General features: G+C 69.4%; 11 protein-coding genes and 2 pseudogenes. 8 read left to right on the forward strand and 5 right to left on the reverse strand.

Annotated elements, in window-relative coordinates:
• The 5 genes and pseudogenes from ACH34T_RS36555 to ACH34T_RS36575 all read left to right on the forward strand — a co-directional run.
• Positions 1-808 (forward strand): annotated as a pseudogene (locus ACH34T_RS36555) (hypothetical protein); the annotation flags it as partial.
• Positions 809-1166: 358 nt separating this feature from the next.
• Positions 1167-2735: a Re/Si-specific NAD(P)(+) transhydrogenase subunit alpha gene (locus tag ACH34T_RS36560; RefSeq protein WP_396025557.1), complete on the forward strand. Its 1569-nt coding sequence runs from the start codon at positions 1167-1169 to the stop codon at positions 2733-2735.
• A gap of 3 nt (positions 2736-2738) precedes the next feature.
• Positions 2739-4208, forward strand: a complete 1470-nt coding sequence (pntB, locus tag ACH34T_RS36565) for a Re/Si-specific NAD(P)(+) transhydrogenase subunit beta (protein ID WP_396025558.1) — start codon at positions 2739-2741, stop codon at positions 4206-4208.
• Between the two features lie 159 nt (positions 4209-4367).
• Positions 4368-4826, forward strand: a pseudogene (locus tag ACH34T_RS36570) (ABC transporter ATP-binding protein); the annotation flags it as partial.
• Between the two features lie 400 nt (positions 4827-5226).
• Complete coding sequence (locus ACH34T_RS36575) at positions 5227-5769, forward strand: DUF305 domain-containing protein (RefSeq protein ID WP_396025559.1); 543 nt, start codon at positions 5227-5229, stop codon at positions 5767-5769.
• Positions 5770-5848: 79 nt separating this feature from the next.
• Here ACH34T_RS36575 and ACH34T_RS36580 read toward each other — a convergent pair whose 3' ends face one another.
• Positions 5849-6451 (reverse strand): CGNR zinc finger domain-containing protein, encoded by a 603-nt coding sequence (locus ACH34T_RS36580; RefSeq protein ID WP_396025560.1) that lies wholly within the window; start codon positions 6449-6451, stop codon positions 5849-5851.
• Positions 6452-6516: 65 nt separating this feature from the next.
• On the opposite strand from ACH34T_RS36580, the gene ACH34T_RS36585 reads away from it, so the two are divergent.
• Positions 6517-6909: a RidA family protein gene (locus ACH34T_RS36585; RefSeq protein WP_396025561.1), complete on the forward strand. Its 393-nt coding sequence runs from the start codon at positions 6517-6519 to the stop codon at positions 6907-6909.
• Positions 6910-7307: 398 nt separating this feature from the next.
• Here the strand turns inward: ACH34T_RS36585 and ACH34T_RS36590 are convergent, their stop codons facing one another.
• Together ACH34T_RS36590 and ACH34T_RS36595 are read right to left on the reverse strand one after the other, a co-directional pair.
• On the reverse strand, positions 7308-7952 hold the full coding sequence (locus ACH34T_RS36590) for a DUF4360 domain-containing protein (RefSeq protein ID WP_396025562.1): 645 nt from the start codon (positions 7950-7952) through the stop codon (positions 7308-7310).
• A gap of 251 nt (positions 7953-8203) precedes the next feature.
• Entirely contained in the window at positions 8204-9541 is a 1338-nt protein-coding gene (locus ACH34T_RS36595; RefSeq protein ID WP_396025563.1) for a TolB family protein, read from the reverse strand.
• A gap of 244 nt (positions 9542-9785) precedes the next feature.
• On the opposite strand from ACH34T_RS36595, the gene ACH34T_RS36600 reads away from it, so the two are divergent.
• The gene (locus ACH34T_RS36600) at positions 9786-10382 is read left to right on the forward strand and encodes a VanZ family protein (RefSeq protein WP_396025564.1); all 597 of its coding nucleotides are present in this window, start codon (positions 9786-9788) and stop codon (positions 10380-10382) included.
• A gap of 85 nt (positions 10383-10467) precedes the next feature.
• Here ACH34T_RS36600 and ACH34T_RS36605 read toward each other — a convergent pair whose 3' ends face one another.
• The gene (locus ACH34T_RS36605) at positions 10468-11040 is read right to left on the reverse strand and encodes a DUF6506 family protein (RefSeq protein WP_396025565.1); all 573 of its coding nucleotides are present in this window, start codon (positions 11038-11040) and stop codon (positions 10468-10470) included.
• 53 nt (positions 11041-11093) lie between these two features.
• Positions 11094-12287 (reverse strand): hypothetical protein, encoded by a 1194-nt coding sequence (locus ACH34T_RS36610; RefSeq protein WP_396025566.1) that lies wholly within the window; start codon positions 12285-12287, stop codon positions 11094-11096.
• A 196-nt stretch (positions 12288-12483) separates the two neighbouring features.
• Between ACH34T_RS36610 and ACH34T_RS36615 the strand changes: the two genes are divergently transcribed.
• A complete protein-coding gene (locus tag ACH34T_RS36615) occupies positions 12484-13866 on the forward strand; it encodes a S41 family peptidase (RefSeq protein WP_396025567.1) in 1383 nt (460 codons plus the stop codon).
• Positions 13867-13999: the final 133 nt, after the last annotated feature.

Raw genomic sequence — 13999 nt, forward strand, 5'->3', positions numbered from 1 at the left:
ACCCGCCGCCGCACCCACGTCCGGCCCCGAACCCGAACCGGCGCCCGAACCCGCGTCGGAAGAACTCGCACCCGCCTCCGCGTCGGAACTCGCACCCGCGTCCGCACCCGCCTCCGCGTCCGAACCCGCGCCCGCGCCCGCGGCCGAACTCGCACCCGCCTCCGCGTCGGAACCCGGGCCAGCACCGGTGCCCGAACCCGCGGCCGCGCCCGCACCGGCGCCCGAACTGGCGTCCGCAGCCACGGCCGTAGCCGCGGTCGACGACACCGAACCTGACCGAGAGGCCGGCGGCAAGCGCCGCCGCCTCGTGATCGCCGCTGCGACGGTGGCGATCCTGGCCCTTATCGGCATTCTCTACTTCGCGATCCCCGGGGTGAGAGAAGACGGCAGCTCGCCCCCTGCACCGAATGCCCTCGTAACCACCACCTCGAAAACCGCCCCGGCAAGCCCCTCAAAACAGCCCAGCAAAAGCCCGGATCCGACCAAGAGCAAGCCTGAAGGAGACCGAGAGCCTAGCGTCCGTCCAACGGTGTCCAAGAGTGAGTCGCGCGCCGGGCGCCAGCCGTCAAAAAGGGCGCCCGACTCAAAGCCGAGAAACCTTGGCACCCTGAGCACGGCGGATTATGAGAATTACTGCAAGTCTCACGGCTATCCCTACTATGTGGTCTTCGCCGACCAGGGCGTCTGCTCGAAAGACCGGGACGGCACCAACGGGACGATAGCCAGCCCAACGACCGTCTGCCGCTGGAAGCACTCCGACCGGCCGAACGTCCGCGCGAACGGACGGACCTGCGTCTCAGACCCGTGACCCCCCGGCACGGACCACGAGAGCCATCCTTCAGCGTACGGAGCTGGCTCGATCCTGCGCGGTAGCGGAGCGGGCTCGATCCCTGCGCGGTAGCGCGGCTGAACGCATCCTCGTCATCGCCGTCCGTAGCGGCACTATTCCAAGTGCCCAAATTTTCATGGTCAAGACTGGCACACAGCGCAAAGCGGAAGCGGCAGCTATCGTGGCAGAATTAGCTTGATGTCGAGATACCCGATGCCGTCCGCTCGTCAGCGCCCGCACCGGCGGACAGGGCGCCCCCGGCCCCGCGGTGCGATGCCCCGCGCCGCGCCCACCGGCCGCTGACCGCTGACGCCTCAGGAGATGTGAGGTGATTGTCATGATCATTGGAGTTCTCAAGGAGGATCCGCCCGGCGAACGGAGGGTGGCGGTGACGCCGGACACCGTTACCCGACTGCAGAAGCTCGGATACGAAGTGGTCGTCGAGCCCGGCGCCGGAGCCGGGTCCGGCTTCCCCGACGACCGGTATGAGGCCGCGGGCGCCGCCGTCGGGGACGCGGGCGCCGCGGACGTGGTGCTCGGCGTCAACCCGCCCTCCCCCGAGCAATTGGACGCGCTCCGTCCGGGCGCAACGCTGATCGGCCTGCTGAGCCCCCGGCTCAGTCCGGAACTGGTGGCGGACCTCGCCCGGCGCCCCATCACGGCACTGTCCCTGGACGCGGTCCCGCGGATCTCCCGGGCGCAGTCCTTCGACGTGCTCTCTTCGATGGCCAATATCGCCGGATACCGGGCGGTGATCGAGGCCGCGCACGAGTTCGGGCGGTTCTTCACCGGTCAGGTGACGGCGGCGGGCAAGGTGCCGCCGGCGAAGGTGCTGGTCGCGGGGGCCGGCGTCGCCGGGCTCGCGGCGATCGGCGCGGCCGGCAGCCTGGGCGCGATCGTCCGGGCCACCGACCCGCGGCCGGAGGTCGCCGACCAGGTGCGCTCGCTCGGTGGCGACTACCTCGCCGTCGCCGAGGCCCAGCCGGACGACGACGCCGCCGCTCCGAAGACCGGTTACGCCAAGGAGATGTCGGACGACTACAACGTCCGCGCCGCCGCGCTCTACGCCGACCAGTGCCGTGAGGTCGACATCGTCGTCACCACCGCGCTCATCCCCGGCCGGCCCGCGCCGAAGCTGATCACCGCCGAGATGGTGGCGTCGATGCGGCCGGGCTCGGTGATCGTCGACATGGCCGCGGCCAACGGCGGCAACGTCGAGGGCACGGTGCCCGGCGAGCGGGTGGTCACCGCGAACGGCGTGATCATCCTCGGCTACACCGACCTGGCCGGACGGCTGCCCGCGCAGGCGTCCCAGCTGTACGGCACCAACCTGGTCAACCTGATCCAGCTGATGACCCCGCAGCGCGACGGCGAACTCGTCCTGGACTTCGACGACGTCGTGCAACGCTCGATGACCGTCGTCCGCGAGGGAGAGCTCACCTGGCCGCCGCCCCCGGTCCCGGTGTCGGCGGCACCGGCGGCCGCGCGCCCGGAGCAGCGGGACGCCCAGGTGGACGACCCGTCCGGCAAGGCGAAACCGGCGCTGCACCGGCTCGGCGCAGCGCCCGCGGTGCGCCGGCTCGGCACCGCCGCCGCGGCCGCCGGGCTGTTCGGCCTGATCGCGGTCTCGCCGGCGGCGCTGCAGGTGCACCTGACCGTGTTCGCGCTGGCCATCGTGATCGGCTACTACGTCATCGGGAAGGTGCACCACGCACTGCACACCCCGCTGATGTCGGTGACCAACGCGATCTCCGGGATCATCGTGGTCGGCGCGCTGCTCCAGATCGGCACGGGAAACGCGGCGATCACCGTGCTCTCGCTCGCGGCGATCCTGCTCGCGAGCATCAACGTCTTCGGCGGATTCGCGGTCACCCGCCGCATGCTCGCCATGTTCATCAGGAGCTAGGAAATGACGATCGCGACCGCCGCGACCGCGGCGTACATCGTCGCCGCGCTGTTCTTCATCCGCGCGCTGGCCGGGCTCTCACGGCACGAGTCCGCGCGCCTGGGCAACACCTACGGCATGCTCGGCATGACCGTGGCCCTCGTCGCCACCGTCGCCCTGACCATCGACGGCGACATCGGCGTCCCCGCGTTCGGGCTGCTGGTGGCCGCGATCGCGGCCGGCGCGCTGATCGGCCTGAACCGGGCCAGGGCGGTGGAGATGACCGCGATGCCCGAGCTCATCGCGCTGCTGCACAGCTTCGTCGGGCTGGCCGCCGTCCTGGTCGGCTGGAGCGGCTACCTGCACGTCGAGCGCCACCCCGAAGGGACGGACGCGACCGCGCTCGCCCGCGACGACATGCTCGGCATCCACAGCGCCGAGGTGTTCATCGGCGTCTTCATCGGCGCCGTCACCTTCACCGGCTCGATCGTGGCCTTCGGCAAGCTGTCGGGCAGGTTGAAGTCCGCGCCGCTGATGCTGCCGGGCAAGAACCTGCTCAACGTCGGGGCGCTCGTCGCCTTCGCCGCGCTCACCGTCGCCTTCGTCGCCGAGCCCGGACTGTGGTCGCTCATCGCGGTCACCGCGGTGGCGCTGCTGCTCGGCTGGCACCTGGTCGCGTCCATCGGCGGCGGCGACATGCCGGTGGTGGTCTCCATGCTGAACAGCTACTCCGGCTGGGCGGCGGCCGCGTCCGGGTTCCTGCTCGGCAACGACCTCCTGATCATCGTCGGCGCGCTGGTGGGCTCCTCGGGCGCCTACCTGTCGGCCATCATGTGCAAGGCGATGAACCGCTCGTTCCTGTCGGTCATCGCCGGCGGCTTCGGCCTTGAGGCGCCCGCCGCGTCCGGCGGCGAGCACGGCCGGCACCGGGAGATCACCGCCGAGGAGACCGCCGAGGCGCTCGCCGCGGCCTCCTCAGTGATCATCACTCCCGGCTACGGCATGGCCGTCGCCCAGGCGCAGGCCCCGGTCGCCGCCCTGACCGAGCGGCTGCGCGACCATGGCGTCCAGGTCAGGTTCGGCATCCACCCGGTCGCCGGACGCCTCCCCGGCCACATGAACGTGCTGCTCGCCGAGGCCAAGGTGCCCTACGACCTGGTGCTGGAGATGGACGAGATCAACGACGACTTCGGCACCGCCGACGTCGTCCTGGTGATCGGCGCCAACGACATCGTCAACCCCGCCGCCGAGGAGGACCCCGCGAGCCCCATCGCCGGCATGCCCGTCCTGGAGGTCTGGAACGCCCAGCAGGTCATCGTGTTCAAGCGCTCGATGGCCACCGGGTACGCCGGCGTCCAGAACCCGCTCTTCTTCCGCGACAACACCCATATGCTCTTCGGCGACGCCAAGGACCGGGTCAACGACATCCTCCAAGCCTTCAAACACCTGACCCCCGCGGGCGACCGCCCCAAGGCCGTCGCCTCGCGATCCTGATCACCACAGGGGACAGGCCCTCACCGGCGCGGCACCTCGGAGGACGCGGTAGCCCACCCCGGCGGCGCCGCCGCTGGAGGATGCGGCGGGGGCGGCGGCGAGTTCTCGGTCGCCGAAACCGTCGCCGTCGGCCGGACCGCGCGCAAACGCCCGCTCGACCGGGAGACCCCGGCCGACCGCGCCGCCATCGCCGACGCGCTGGAACGCGTCGGCATGGCCTGGGCGGCCGACCGCCTGCTGTCCACCCTGTCGGGAGGAGAACGGCAACGCGTCCTGCTGGCCCGAGCGCTCGCCCAACAGGCCCCGCTACTGGTCCTGGACGAACCCACCAACCACCTGGACGCGGGCGCGCAGTTCACCCTCCTCGACCTGATCCGCTCGCTCGGGCTCACCCTCCTCGCCGCCCTGCACGACCTGGACCACGCCGACCAGGTCGTCGTCCTGCGCGACGGCCGCGTCGCCGGACACGGACCACCCCGACAGGTGTTGACGCCCGCCTTCATCCAGGACGTCTTCGGCGTCCGCGCCCACATCGGCCCACACCCCATCACCGGCCGCCCCCACATCGCCCTGGCCTCCCCCGCACCGCTCACAAAGGACGACGCGACCACTCCCTAACCCCACGCGCATGCCCCCCGTGACGCGGTTCTGGACGCGCGCCACCTGGCCGTCCCGCCAAAAGAATTCCCGATTCAGAACCCGGGCCCGCCAATTGCGGCGGAAAATAGAAGGCCATGCGAATGACCTTGAATTCGAGGATGATTTAATTGACGCTAAGGCGGCTTTGTGGATAGCGTGGCCGACGTCCGCACCACGAAGGGATTCCCATGCGAAGAACCATCGCGTACCCGCTCACCGCCCTCGCGGCCATCGCGAGCTCCCCATGACCGCCAAGCTCCCGCACCCCCGCCACAAGCTCCGCCTGACCGCCAAGCTCCCGCACCCCCGCCACCGTCCCGCACCAGCCGCAGCGCGCTCCCCGCACCGTGTGCTGGCAGGAGTACTGTTCGCCTTCGTCATGCTGCTCACGGCGTGCGGCGGCACGTCGAAGGCGAGCGATCCGGCGGAGGCCAAGCCGAAACAGGACGCCTCGGCCGATCACGACGCCGACGACGTCATGTACCTGCAGATGATGATCGCGCACCGCCGCCAGACGCTCGACATGGTCAGGCTGGCCCCCGACCGCTCCCGTCGCGGGGAAGTCAGGAAAATGGCCGCCGCCGTCGAGAAGGCCAGCACCGGCGAAGTGCAGCAGATGACCTCATGGCTCACCGCATGGTCGAAGCCGACGACGCTCCAGGGGCCGGCGAACTCCCACGCCGCCCATGGCGGCCTGCCGGCCGTCGGTCCCGCGGAGATGAGGGCATTGAAACAGGCCGAAGGCAGCGGTTTCGACACCACATTCCTCAACCTGCTCCTCAGCCTCCAGCACAACGCGGTGGAGATGTCACAGGTGGAAATCAAGAAGGGAGTCAACCCCGCCGCCAAGGCGTACGCCAACGGCGTCATGCAACGCACCAGCAGTATGGTCAGTCAACTGCTCGGCCTGCTCAACAGCTGACGCCAAAGAGGCTGCTTCCCACCCGGTGCCGGCGAGCCAGTTCGCGTCCGGTGGGCTGCGTTGCGTCCGGTGGGCTGCGTTAGGGCTCCGTGGCCCGCCGGGCGCGCAGAGCCCGGAGCTTGTGGCGGTTGCCGCAGCGCTCCATCGAGCACCAGCGCCGCGCGCCGGGACGGGACGAGTCGACGAACACCATCGGGCAGGTGTCGCTCGCGCACTCGCGGATGCGCTCGGACAGCGGCCCGGACAGCAGCTCGATCATCTCCCGCGCCAGCGCCGACAGCGCCTGCGCCGCCCGCACCGGGGGCGCCCACCCCGCGGTCGTGCCGTCGGCGGCCAGCTCGGGGACCAGCGGCGCCGCGACCGCGGCCCGGTTGATGGTCGCCACGGCCTCGGCGGGGAGCGGACGGTGCGCCGCCCTGGCGTGCGCCGCGTCCCAGATCGCCTGGCGCAGCGCCTTGGCGGCGGCCAGGTCGCGGGCCGTCACCGGGACGGTCACGGCCGCGTCCAGTGGCGGCTGGGCCAGCCATTCGCCCAGGTCGGCGGGCTCGTGGAGGCTCTCGAACTTCGCGTACCGGCCTTCACCGCCCGTGTGAGCGAAGTCCAGGCAGACGGCGCCGGCGTCGAACCAGAACGACCCTCCCTTGGGATCGTGCAGGCGGCGTCCGGTTGCGTTCCCTCGCATGAAACTAGTATAACCGGTGTCGTGGTAACCGCTTTAACTGGTTTCAGATCCGAGGAGGGCATCACATGAGCACGCGCCACATCAATCCCGAAGGTCTCCACCGCAACCCGGCCTTCAGCCAGGCCGTCGTGGTCGAGCAACCGGCCAAGACCATCTATGTCGGCGGACAGAACGGCATCGACGCCAACGGCAAGGTCGTCGGCCCCACGGTCGGGGAGCAGACCGGCCAGGCGCTGCGAAACCTCGCAACCATCCTGGAAAGCGAGGGGGCGAGCCTGGCGAACGTCGTGCACTGGCGCATAGCCGTGGTGGAAGGCCACTCGTTCGTCGACGAAGGTGTGGCCGCCTTCCAGCAGGTCTGGAACCCGGCGGACCCGCCTCCGGCCATCACCGTCCACGTCGTCTCCGGCCTGGGCCCCGGCTTCCTCGTCGAGATAGACGCCGTCGCCGTCGTGTGACGCCCCGCCGGGAAACGTCGTGTCGGTTCTGGTTGCGGGAGCGTCATCGGTTCCGTGGCACGTCCACGATCGACTCCGGGCTCGATCAAATAGTCACTGACCCGGCTCAGCGCATACAGCTTCATGATCCGCCACAGCTGCTCGTCGTCCCCGCTGTATCCGCCGACGGGTGTCGGCTCCCGCGTGTGCAGCGACCCCAACTCGGCCAGATGCGCGGCCGCCGACTGCTGACCGACCAGGTACTCCTGACGCCCGGCGGCATCGTCAAGATCATGCAGGCCTTCGTACACCCGCCGGTAATGGCCCCGGTCGAGCTCCATAACGCGATCATCGCCCCACCCGCCCGACACCGGCAACGCACTTGCATGGGTGACGTCGGCGGGCCAGGCCGAGTCTCACTAAGGGCAGCTTTTCCAGGCGAGGTTGTAGATCGTCCTGGGGCCCTCGCCGGTGTAGTCCATCGCGATGAAGCTGACCTTCGACGGGTCCGAGGTTCCCTTGTCGACTCGCAGCTGGGTGTTGATGTAGAGGGTCCGCTCCTCGCCGCACGGTTTGAAAACGAGCTGGTGCGACCGGTGGGTGTAGTTCCAGAGGTCGTCGTAGAAGCCGTTCACGGTGTGCGTGACCATCCCGCCCGACGAATGACCCTGGATATAGAAGCCGGCGCTCAGGGTGGCGTTCGCGCCATTCTCCAAGTGGGCGAAACCCCAGTATTCCGACGACGAGATGGCGTAGGTGACGTCCTTCGGGACGCTCACCTGGAGGAAGACCTGGCAGTTCTTGCGGGCGTCCACAGGACTCGAAGAACCGCCCGCCTGCGCCATGAGCTCGCTGTAGACGACGGTGAACGCGTCCTTGCCCTCCAAGGTGTCCGCCCGGACCGTGCCGACCGGGCACCCGGAACCGGTGACGCCCACGATCTCGACGCTGAATCCCTCAGGGCCGCGGGCGGGGCGTGGTCCGGCCGCGGCCGGTACGGCCGCCGCCGCGGTCGCGGTGAGCGCCGCGGCGGCTACAACGGAAATGGCGGTGCTTTTACGCATGCGATTCCTCTTCGCTTGAGTGGACGCCCTATTCCGCGACCGAAGAGGCGCCTGCCCGGCGACCTGGCGCTCGCCCGGACCGGAACTGAACGGAGATTAACTTTCACCCCGGTCAGTGTCAATCACCAATATTCAACTCCACAACGTTCCACTCGCGCGAACTCCGCCATTGGCGGCACGGCCTTTCGTGCTGTTGCCGAGGCCCGCACGCTTTGTGCGTGCGGGCCGCCTTCGTCAGTCGTTCTCAGAGGTCACCTCCGGGTGCTGATGAAGGCGTCGCCGGAGTCGTTGGCGTCGCCGGGCACGAGGTTGGACGCGGCCGATCCGAACAGGACGGTGCGCCCGTCGCCGCTGATCCCCAGGACTTCGCTGCGGCCGTTGCCCTGCTCGCCCGTGGAGGTGACGGTCACCCGCGTCGTCGCACGCGTCCGCAGGTCCGTGACGAAGACGTCGATCGTCTCGTTCGTGTCCTCGCCCGGGGTCAGGTTCGTCGCGCGCGACTCGTAGGCGACGAACCGCCCGTTCGCGCTGATCGACGGCCACGCACTGTCGCCGTTTCCCGGGATGCCCTGGGCGTTGGCGCTGACCTGCCTGGTCGCGCCGCGCCGCAGGTCGCGACGGTACACGTTGGTGATTCCCTCCTCGGATCCGGCGCCGAAGGCGACATGGCGGCCGTCCGCACTGATCGACGGTGCGCCGCTGCCCAGCGTGAACTGTCCGCCGGAGACGGTGAGGCTCACCCGCGTGGTCGCGTTGGCCGTCCTGTCCCGTACGAACACGTCGTAGGTTTCGTTGGTGTCGCCTGGGACGAGGTTCGCGGCCTCCGAAGTGAACGCGACGTAGCGGCCGTCCGCGCTGACCGATGGTTCGCTGCTGCTGCCCCAGGCCGGCTCACCGGCGGTACTGAGGCTGACCACTTCGGTGGTTCCCGCCGCCACATCGCGCAGGAAGGCATTGAAGAAGCCGTTGTCGGCCCCGGGCGCGAGATTCACCGAGCTGGAACTGAACGCCACATAGCGCCCGTCGGGACTCACCGACGGTGAGAATGCGGCGGAGTTTCCCTGGTCCTCTTCGCTGTCGACGTGCAGGTTGGTCGTTACGCCGGTCCGCCGATCCTTCAGGAAGACGTCGAACGTTCCGTTGGCGTCGCCGGCCACCAGATTGGAGGCCTCCGAGGTGAACGCGACGTAGCGACCGTCCGCGCTGATCGATGGGTCGAGGCTCCTCCCGTTCCCCTCCGCGCCGGTGCCGGAGACGCTCACCCTCTCGGTTTTACGCGTCCGACGGTCATGCAGGAAAACGTCCGGCACGCCGTTGGTGTCGCCGGGCACGAGGTTTGCGGCCGCGGAAGTGAACACGACATAGCGGCCTCCACCGCTCACCGCGCCGCCCCACTTGAACCAATCCTCGTTCAGCCCGCTGTCGGCGTTCCCCTCGGCGCCGGTGTCGCTGACACTCACCCGGCTGGACGAGAAGCCAGCCGATACCCCTGGCTCGACGTCGGCGGCCTGAGCCGGCGTGACTTGCATCGCTAAGCCTGCGGCCACCATTGACAGAATTACGGGGACGCTAAGCGCACGTCGCAGCATGCATCCATCTCCTCACAGCGGGGTGTGAACCATGCGTTTCCAGATTATTGACGTATGTGGCCGCCGAACGGATTACAGCCCAGCCGAAAATCGCCATTCACTGCCCCGGGCACGGAGAAGCACCCGCGGTAGCTGACCGTGTATCGCGGGCGTATCGAAAAGCGCATACGCCGTCGCAACGGTCTTCCGTCTTCACTGGCCGCATGGAACACAACGCGCCGCGTTCGTTGGACAGGGGCCGCTCATGATGTCCGTCCCGATGTGCGCGGCCGGACGGTGGAACGGCTGCCTCGGCACGTTCACCGGTGTGGCGCTCATCGCGATGGCCGCGCTGCCGTTGGCCGCGCTGGCGGTGTGGGCGCTGGCACACCGCCGAAGAGGCGCCGGCGCCACGCCGGCGCGGGCGTGGCGGATGTCGCTGGCCGAGGTCGGCATCGTCTACGGGACGGTGCCGTGGGTGTGGATGACCATGCTGCCGGGCGCCGGGGCCGGTGTCGTCCCCGGACGGGTGAGCCTGGTGCCGCTGCGGGACCTGGCCACGATGGGGACGGGCCAGATCGTCGGCAACCTGGTGGTGTTCGCGGCGCTGGGGTTCTTCGCCCCGGTGCGGTTCGCGGCGCTGGCGTCGGTGCCGCGGGCCCTGGCGCTCGCGGCGGGCTGCTCGGTCCTGGTCGAGGTCGCGCAGTACGTCCTGTGGCTGGACCGAGTGTCGTCCGTGGACGACGTCCTGCTCAACACCGCCGGGGCCGGGCTGGCGGCGCTGGCGTCGCGCGGCTGGTGGCGCGGTACGCCGAAAGCGCCGTCCGACCGGCCCCGGCGGGCACTGGCATCGGCACCCTGAACCGTACGGAGCGGCGGCCGCGAAGGGCTCCCCCGCCCGTGGCGGTCCCCCGCCCCTGGCGGCCTTCGGGGTCGCGGGGTGGGAACTAGCGGCGGTACGCGCTGACGCCGACGGGTGTTCGGCCGTCCACCGCCCGGATGACCGGCTCGGCCCCCTCCGGCCCGGAAGCGCCGTACAGCTCGATCAAATGCAGGTCGTCGGCCATCTTCTCGGCCACCTCGCCGGCGGTGGCCTCGTCGGGCACCGCCACGAAGGTCGTCCTACCGCCGTCGGCCCGCTCGTGCACCACCACGTCGCCCGAGGGGTCGGCGCCCTCGTGGACGATGATGAACGCCTCCGACAGCACGTCCCCGTCCTCGAAACGCGTCTTGTACGAAGCCACACCGGCAAGCGATTCGAACCCGTAGTAAATGGCCCCCACGGGCACCTTTCCATCGGCCGCCCGGCCGGCCGCGGCGTGCCATATCGCGCCGAACCCGCCGCAAAGCTCGATCTGGGTCACGCCCTCGCCGACCAGCCGGGACACCAGCTCGACCATTTCCTCCGGCTTGTCGACGGCCCGCACGCGCGTGCGTCCGCCGCCGTTCCGGATCGTCATGACGTCGGTCCCGGGGTCGGCGCCGCTCTCCTCATAAATGATCACTTTGTCTTCGCTCATGTCCAGCACCCTGCCACCTCGACCGAACTTGAGGTCAAGCGGACGATGCCGGTTCAGTCGTCAGCGCTTGGACTGAGGAAGCCGCCGAGGGCGGAGAGGATGGTGTCCTTCGTGCCGGGAGCCGCCAGCGCCGCCTGCGACACCGAAGGGCGCTTGGCGAAGCTCCAGCCCGCCAAAGTATCGGATAGGCGCGCCCATCCAGGGAGCGAGGCGAGGTCGTTCGCAAGGCGCTCCAGCCGTTCGAGAGATGCCCCGCGATCGCGCATCCACTGGAAGTTGATCGACAGCGTCGACCTGGTGGTTCCCGTGTAAATGCTCCATACGGCGGCCTCGTCGTCGCCCATGTGAAACCACGCCGTGACCGAGGGATGAGCTGCCTCGCCGAAATAGTAACCCTGGAATGTCGGATGGGTCTCGGCATGCCGGTAAACGGCCAGGAGAGTCGCGGCGACTTCGGGCGTGCAGTAATTCTTGATGCTTTCGATGAGGCTGTTCTCGTCCCATTCGCTGCGGCCCCGGACCAGTACCGCGCGCGTGGGAGTGGGAGCCTCGCCGAGTGCGTCGGCGCCTTCTGGGGGCTGGTCGTAGTCGGGGGCCGCCACGATCGGGCCCAGCGCGAGGACGATCGCGCCGGCGATTCTCTCCAGCCACGTGATGGTCTCAATGGCGTCGTCCGCCGTAATGGCGGCGCGGCCGCTGACGTTCTGCGGATCGCGGTCGGCGGTATGGGCGATGGCGTTGCGGCGCTGCGCTATCTCGCGCAGCTTCGTCCGGACGAAGTCCGCACTGATCTCGCCGTCGTCCGGCGAACTCAGGTGCGCGGCCACCCGCGGCCAGAGATTCACCGTGCTGACATAGGCCAGCCCTTCCTTGATCTTGTCGGGGTTCTGGAAGGTCATGAACCCGAAGGTCTGCTCCAGGTGGGCCCGGAACGCGGCGTCGATCGGCTGATGGTGATGATGGATCTGTTCGAACAGGTCGATGCTGATCGTCAGCTTGCTGAACTTCGGCGGCCGGACCGCGGACGGCTGCCGCGCGAGGGCGACGGCGCGATCGACGATCTCCACCGTCACCCAGTGGTCGAGCGCCGCGACCGCCTGCACCCACGCGGCCCGGTACAGGTCGTCGATGTCGAACGCTCCGACCTGCAGTTGTCCGAGCCGGCGTCCGCCGTCGACCAGCTGCCTGGCATAACCGAGGTTCTGCTGGAACTCCTTGAACGCTTCGGTGGGTTTCGCGATCAGCACGTCATTCCTCAGCTTGGCTGTGTACGAAGTGCGACGGACTTACCGGGCCGTCGCCCGCGCGACAGAATAGAGGAGCCCGGTCCGGCCGCGTGCCCGCATAACCAGTTCCGGTCACGTTGTGCGACGCCTCGAATATCGTCCGGATCCGACGGACGCGTTAACCGACGCGTTATGCGCGCTGGTGAACTTTGAGCGCATGAGAATCACCAAACCGATCATGGTGGCCGTGATGGTCACCGCGTCGCTCGCCTCCATCGGGCCCGCGAGCCACGTTTCGGCCGCTCCCCAACGCCCGAATCCCTGCACCCGGCCACCGCAGACGCCGCCGGAACCCAAACCCACCACCATCGACGTGGTAGGTCAGGTGTACTACTGCGTGTTAAAGAACTATTACAGCGGGCCCGTACTGGACGGCCGGCTTCTCCTGCTGCCCGCTTTCGCCGCGCTCACCCAGGAGTTGCAGCGGCGCGGGCTGGACCAGCCGGACGCCACCATGCCCGCCCTCACCGGCAGGCGCGACGCCGACTGGGCCGCGTTCAGGGGCGTCCTGGAGAAGGTCGTCGCCAAACTGCCCGCGGACGCGGCGCAAGCGGCCCTGAAGGCGGCGATCGACGGCATGGTCGCGAGCCTCAACGACAATCACGCGAACTGGCGTCAGCCACAGACGTCGAGGCCGAAACTGCTCGGGTTCAGGACGTCCGGCTTCCAGGGGCCGGGGAACGTCGACCCGGTCGGCAGGCCGCCGCTCTTCGTCGACCACATCGCCCCGGGCGGCCCGGCCGAGAAGGCCGGGATGAAGCTGGGCGACGAGATCGTCTCGGTCGACGGCGTGCCGCCGTACGTCAACGGGGCCCCGATCCCGAACGTCATCATGGGGCTCCGCCAGGGCACCGAGGACACCGTCACGCTGAAGCTGCGCCGTCCCACCACCGGCGCCACGTACACCAGGGAACTGACGCGCGCCGAGATACCGGGCAGCGGCCCGGGGGTCGAGTCCCGGCTGCTGCCCGGCGACGTCGCCTACGTCAGCCTCCCCGGCTTCTTCTCCGGTGCGGCCGACAAAGTCCTGGCCGCCGTCGAGGAGTTGCGCAAGGGCAGGAACCTGCGAGGTCTCGTCCTGGACCTGCGAAGCAACGGCGGCGGCAGCCCGGACGAGGTCAGGCGGCTCCTCGGCGCCTGGGCGCACAACAAGATCTTCAGCTACCTGTGCACCGTGCGGGACGAGTGCACCCCCGTCCGCACGGACGACTCCGTCGCGCTGCTGAAGCTGAAGCTGGTGACGCTCACCGACCGGGGCTGCGCGTCGGCCTGCGACGCCTTCTCCAGCGCGGTGAAGGACCTGCGCCTCGGCACCCTGGTCGGAACCCGCACCGCGGGAGTCGTCGCGGGGCCCGCCTCCCCCTGGATCCTCGACGACGGCAGCCTGCTCATCCTCCCCGAGCGCCACGACTTCGCCGCGAACAAGGAGATCATCAACACCGTCGGCGTCCCGCCCGACCACTTCGCCCCGGTCTCCTCCATGGACCTGGCGACCGGACGCGACCCCGGCGTCGCCAAGGCGCTCAGCATCCTGAAGTAGCACTCGCCCACGAATCCAAGTGAGCCGCGGCCCCCGGACCTGCGAGACAGCGCAGCCGGGGGCCGCGGACCGCGGAGGGCGCCCGGCGGCCGGGGCCGCGGGCGGTGCCAGGGCATCCGAATGACCCTCATTC

The sequence above is a fragment of the Actinomadura sp. 9N215 genome, assembly GCF_044326345.1.
Taxonomy (GTDB): Bacteria; Actinomycetota; Actinomycetes; order Streptosporangiales; family Streptosporangiaceae; genus Spirillospora.

What these genes read in the sequence shown, in the direction of transcription:
- ACH34T_RS36600 (WP_396025564.1), top strand. Translation starts at nt 9,786, where the DNA reads ATGATGTCCGTCCCGATGTGCGCGGCCGGACGGTGGAACGGCTGCCTC.
- ACH34T_RS36575 (WP_396025559.1), top strand. Translation starts at nt 5,227, where the DNA reads ATGCTGCTCACGGCGTGCGGCGGCACGTCGAAGGCGAGCGATCCGGCG.
- ACH34T_RS36615 (WP_396025567.1), top strand. Translation starts at nt 12,484, where the DNA reads ATGAGAATCACCAAACCGATCATGGTGGCCGTGATGGTCACCGCGTCG.
- ACH34T_RS36605 (WP_396025565.1), bottom strand. Translation starts at nt 11,040, where the DNA reads ATGAGCGAAGACAAAGTGATCATTTATGAGGAGAGCGGCGCCGACCCC.
- pntB (WP_396025558.1), top strand. Translation starts at nt 2,739, where the DNA reads ATGACGATCGCGACCGCCGCGACCGCGGCGTACATCGTCGCCGCGCTG.
- ACH34T_RS36560 (WP_396025557.1), top strand. Translation starts at nt 1,167, where the DNA reads ATGATCATTGGAGTTCTCAAGGAGGATCCGCCCGGCGAACGGAGGGTG.
- ACH34T_RS36580 (WP_396025560.1), bottom strand. Translation starts at nt 6,451, where the DNA reads ATGCGAGGGAACGCAACCGGACGCCGCCTGCACGATCCCAAGGGAGGG.
- ACH34T_RS36585 (WP_396025561.1), top strand. Translation starts at nt 6,517, where the DNA reads ATGAGCACGCGCCACATCAATCCCGAAGGTCTCCACCGCAACCCGGCC.
- ACH34T_RS36590 (WP_396025562.1), bottom strand. Translation starts at nt 7,952, where the DNA reads ATGCGTAAAAGCACCGCCATTTCCGTTGTAGCCGCCGCGGCGCTCACC.
- ACH34T_RS36595 (WP_396025563.1), bottom strand. Translation starts at nt 9,541, where the DNA reads ATGCTGCGACGTGCGCTTAGCGTCCCCGTAATTCTGTCAATGGTGGCC.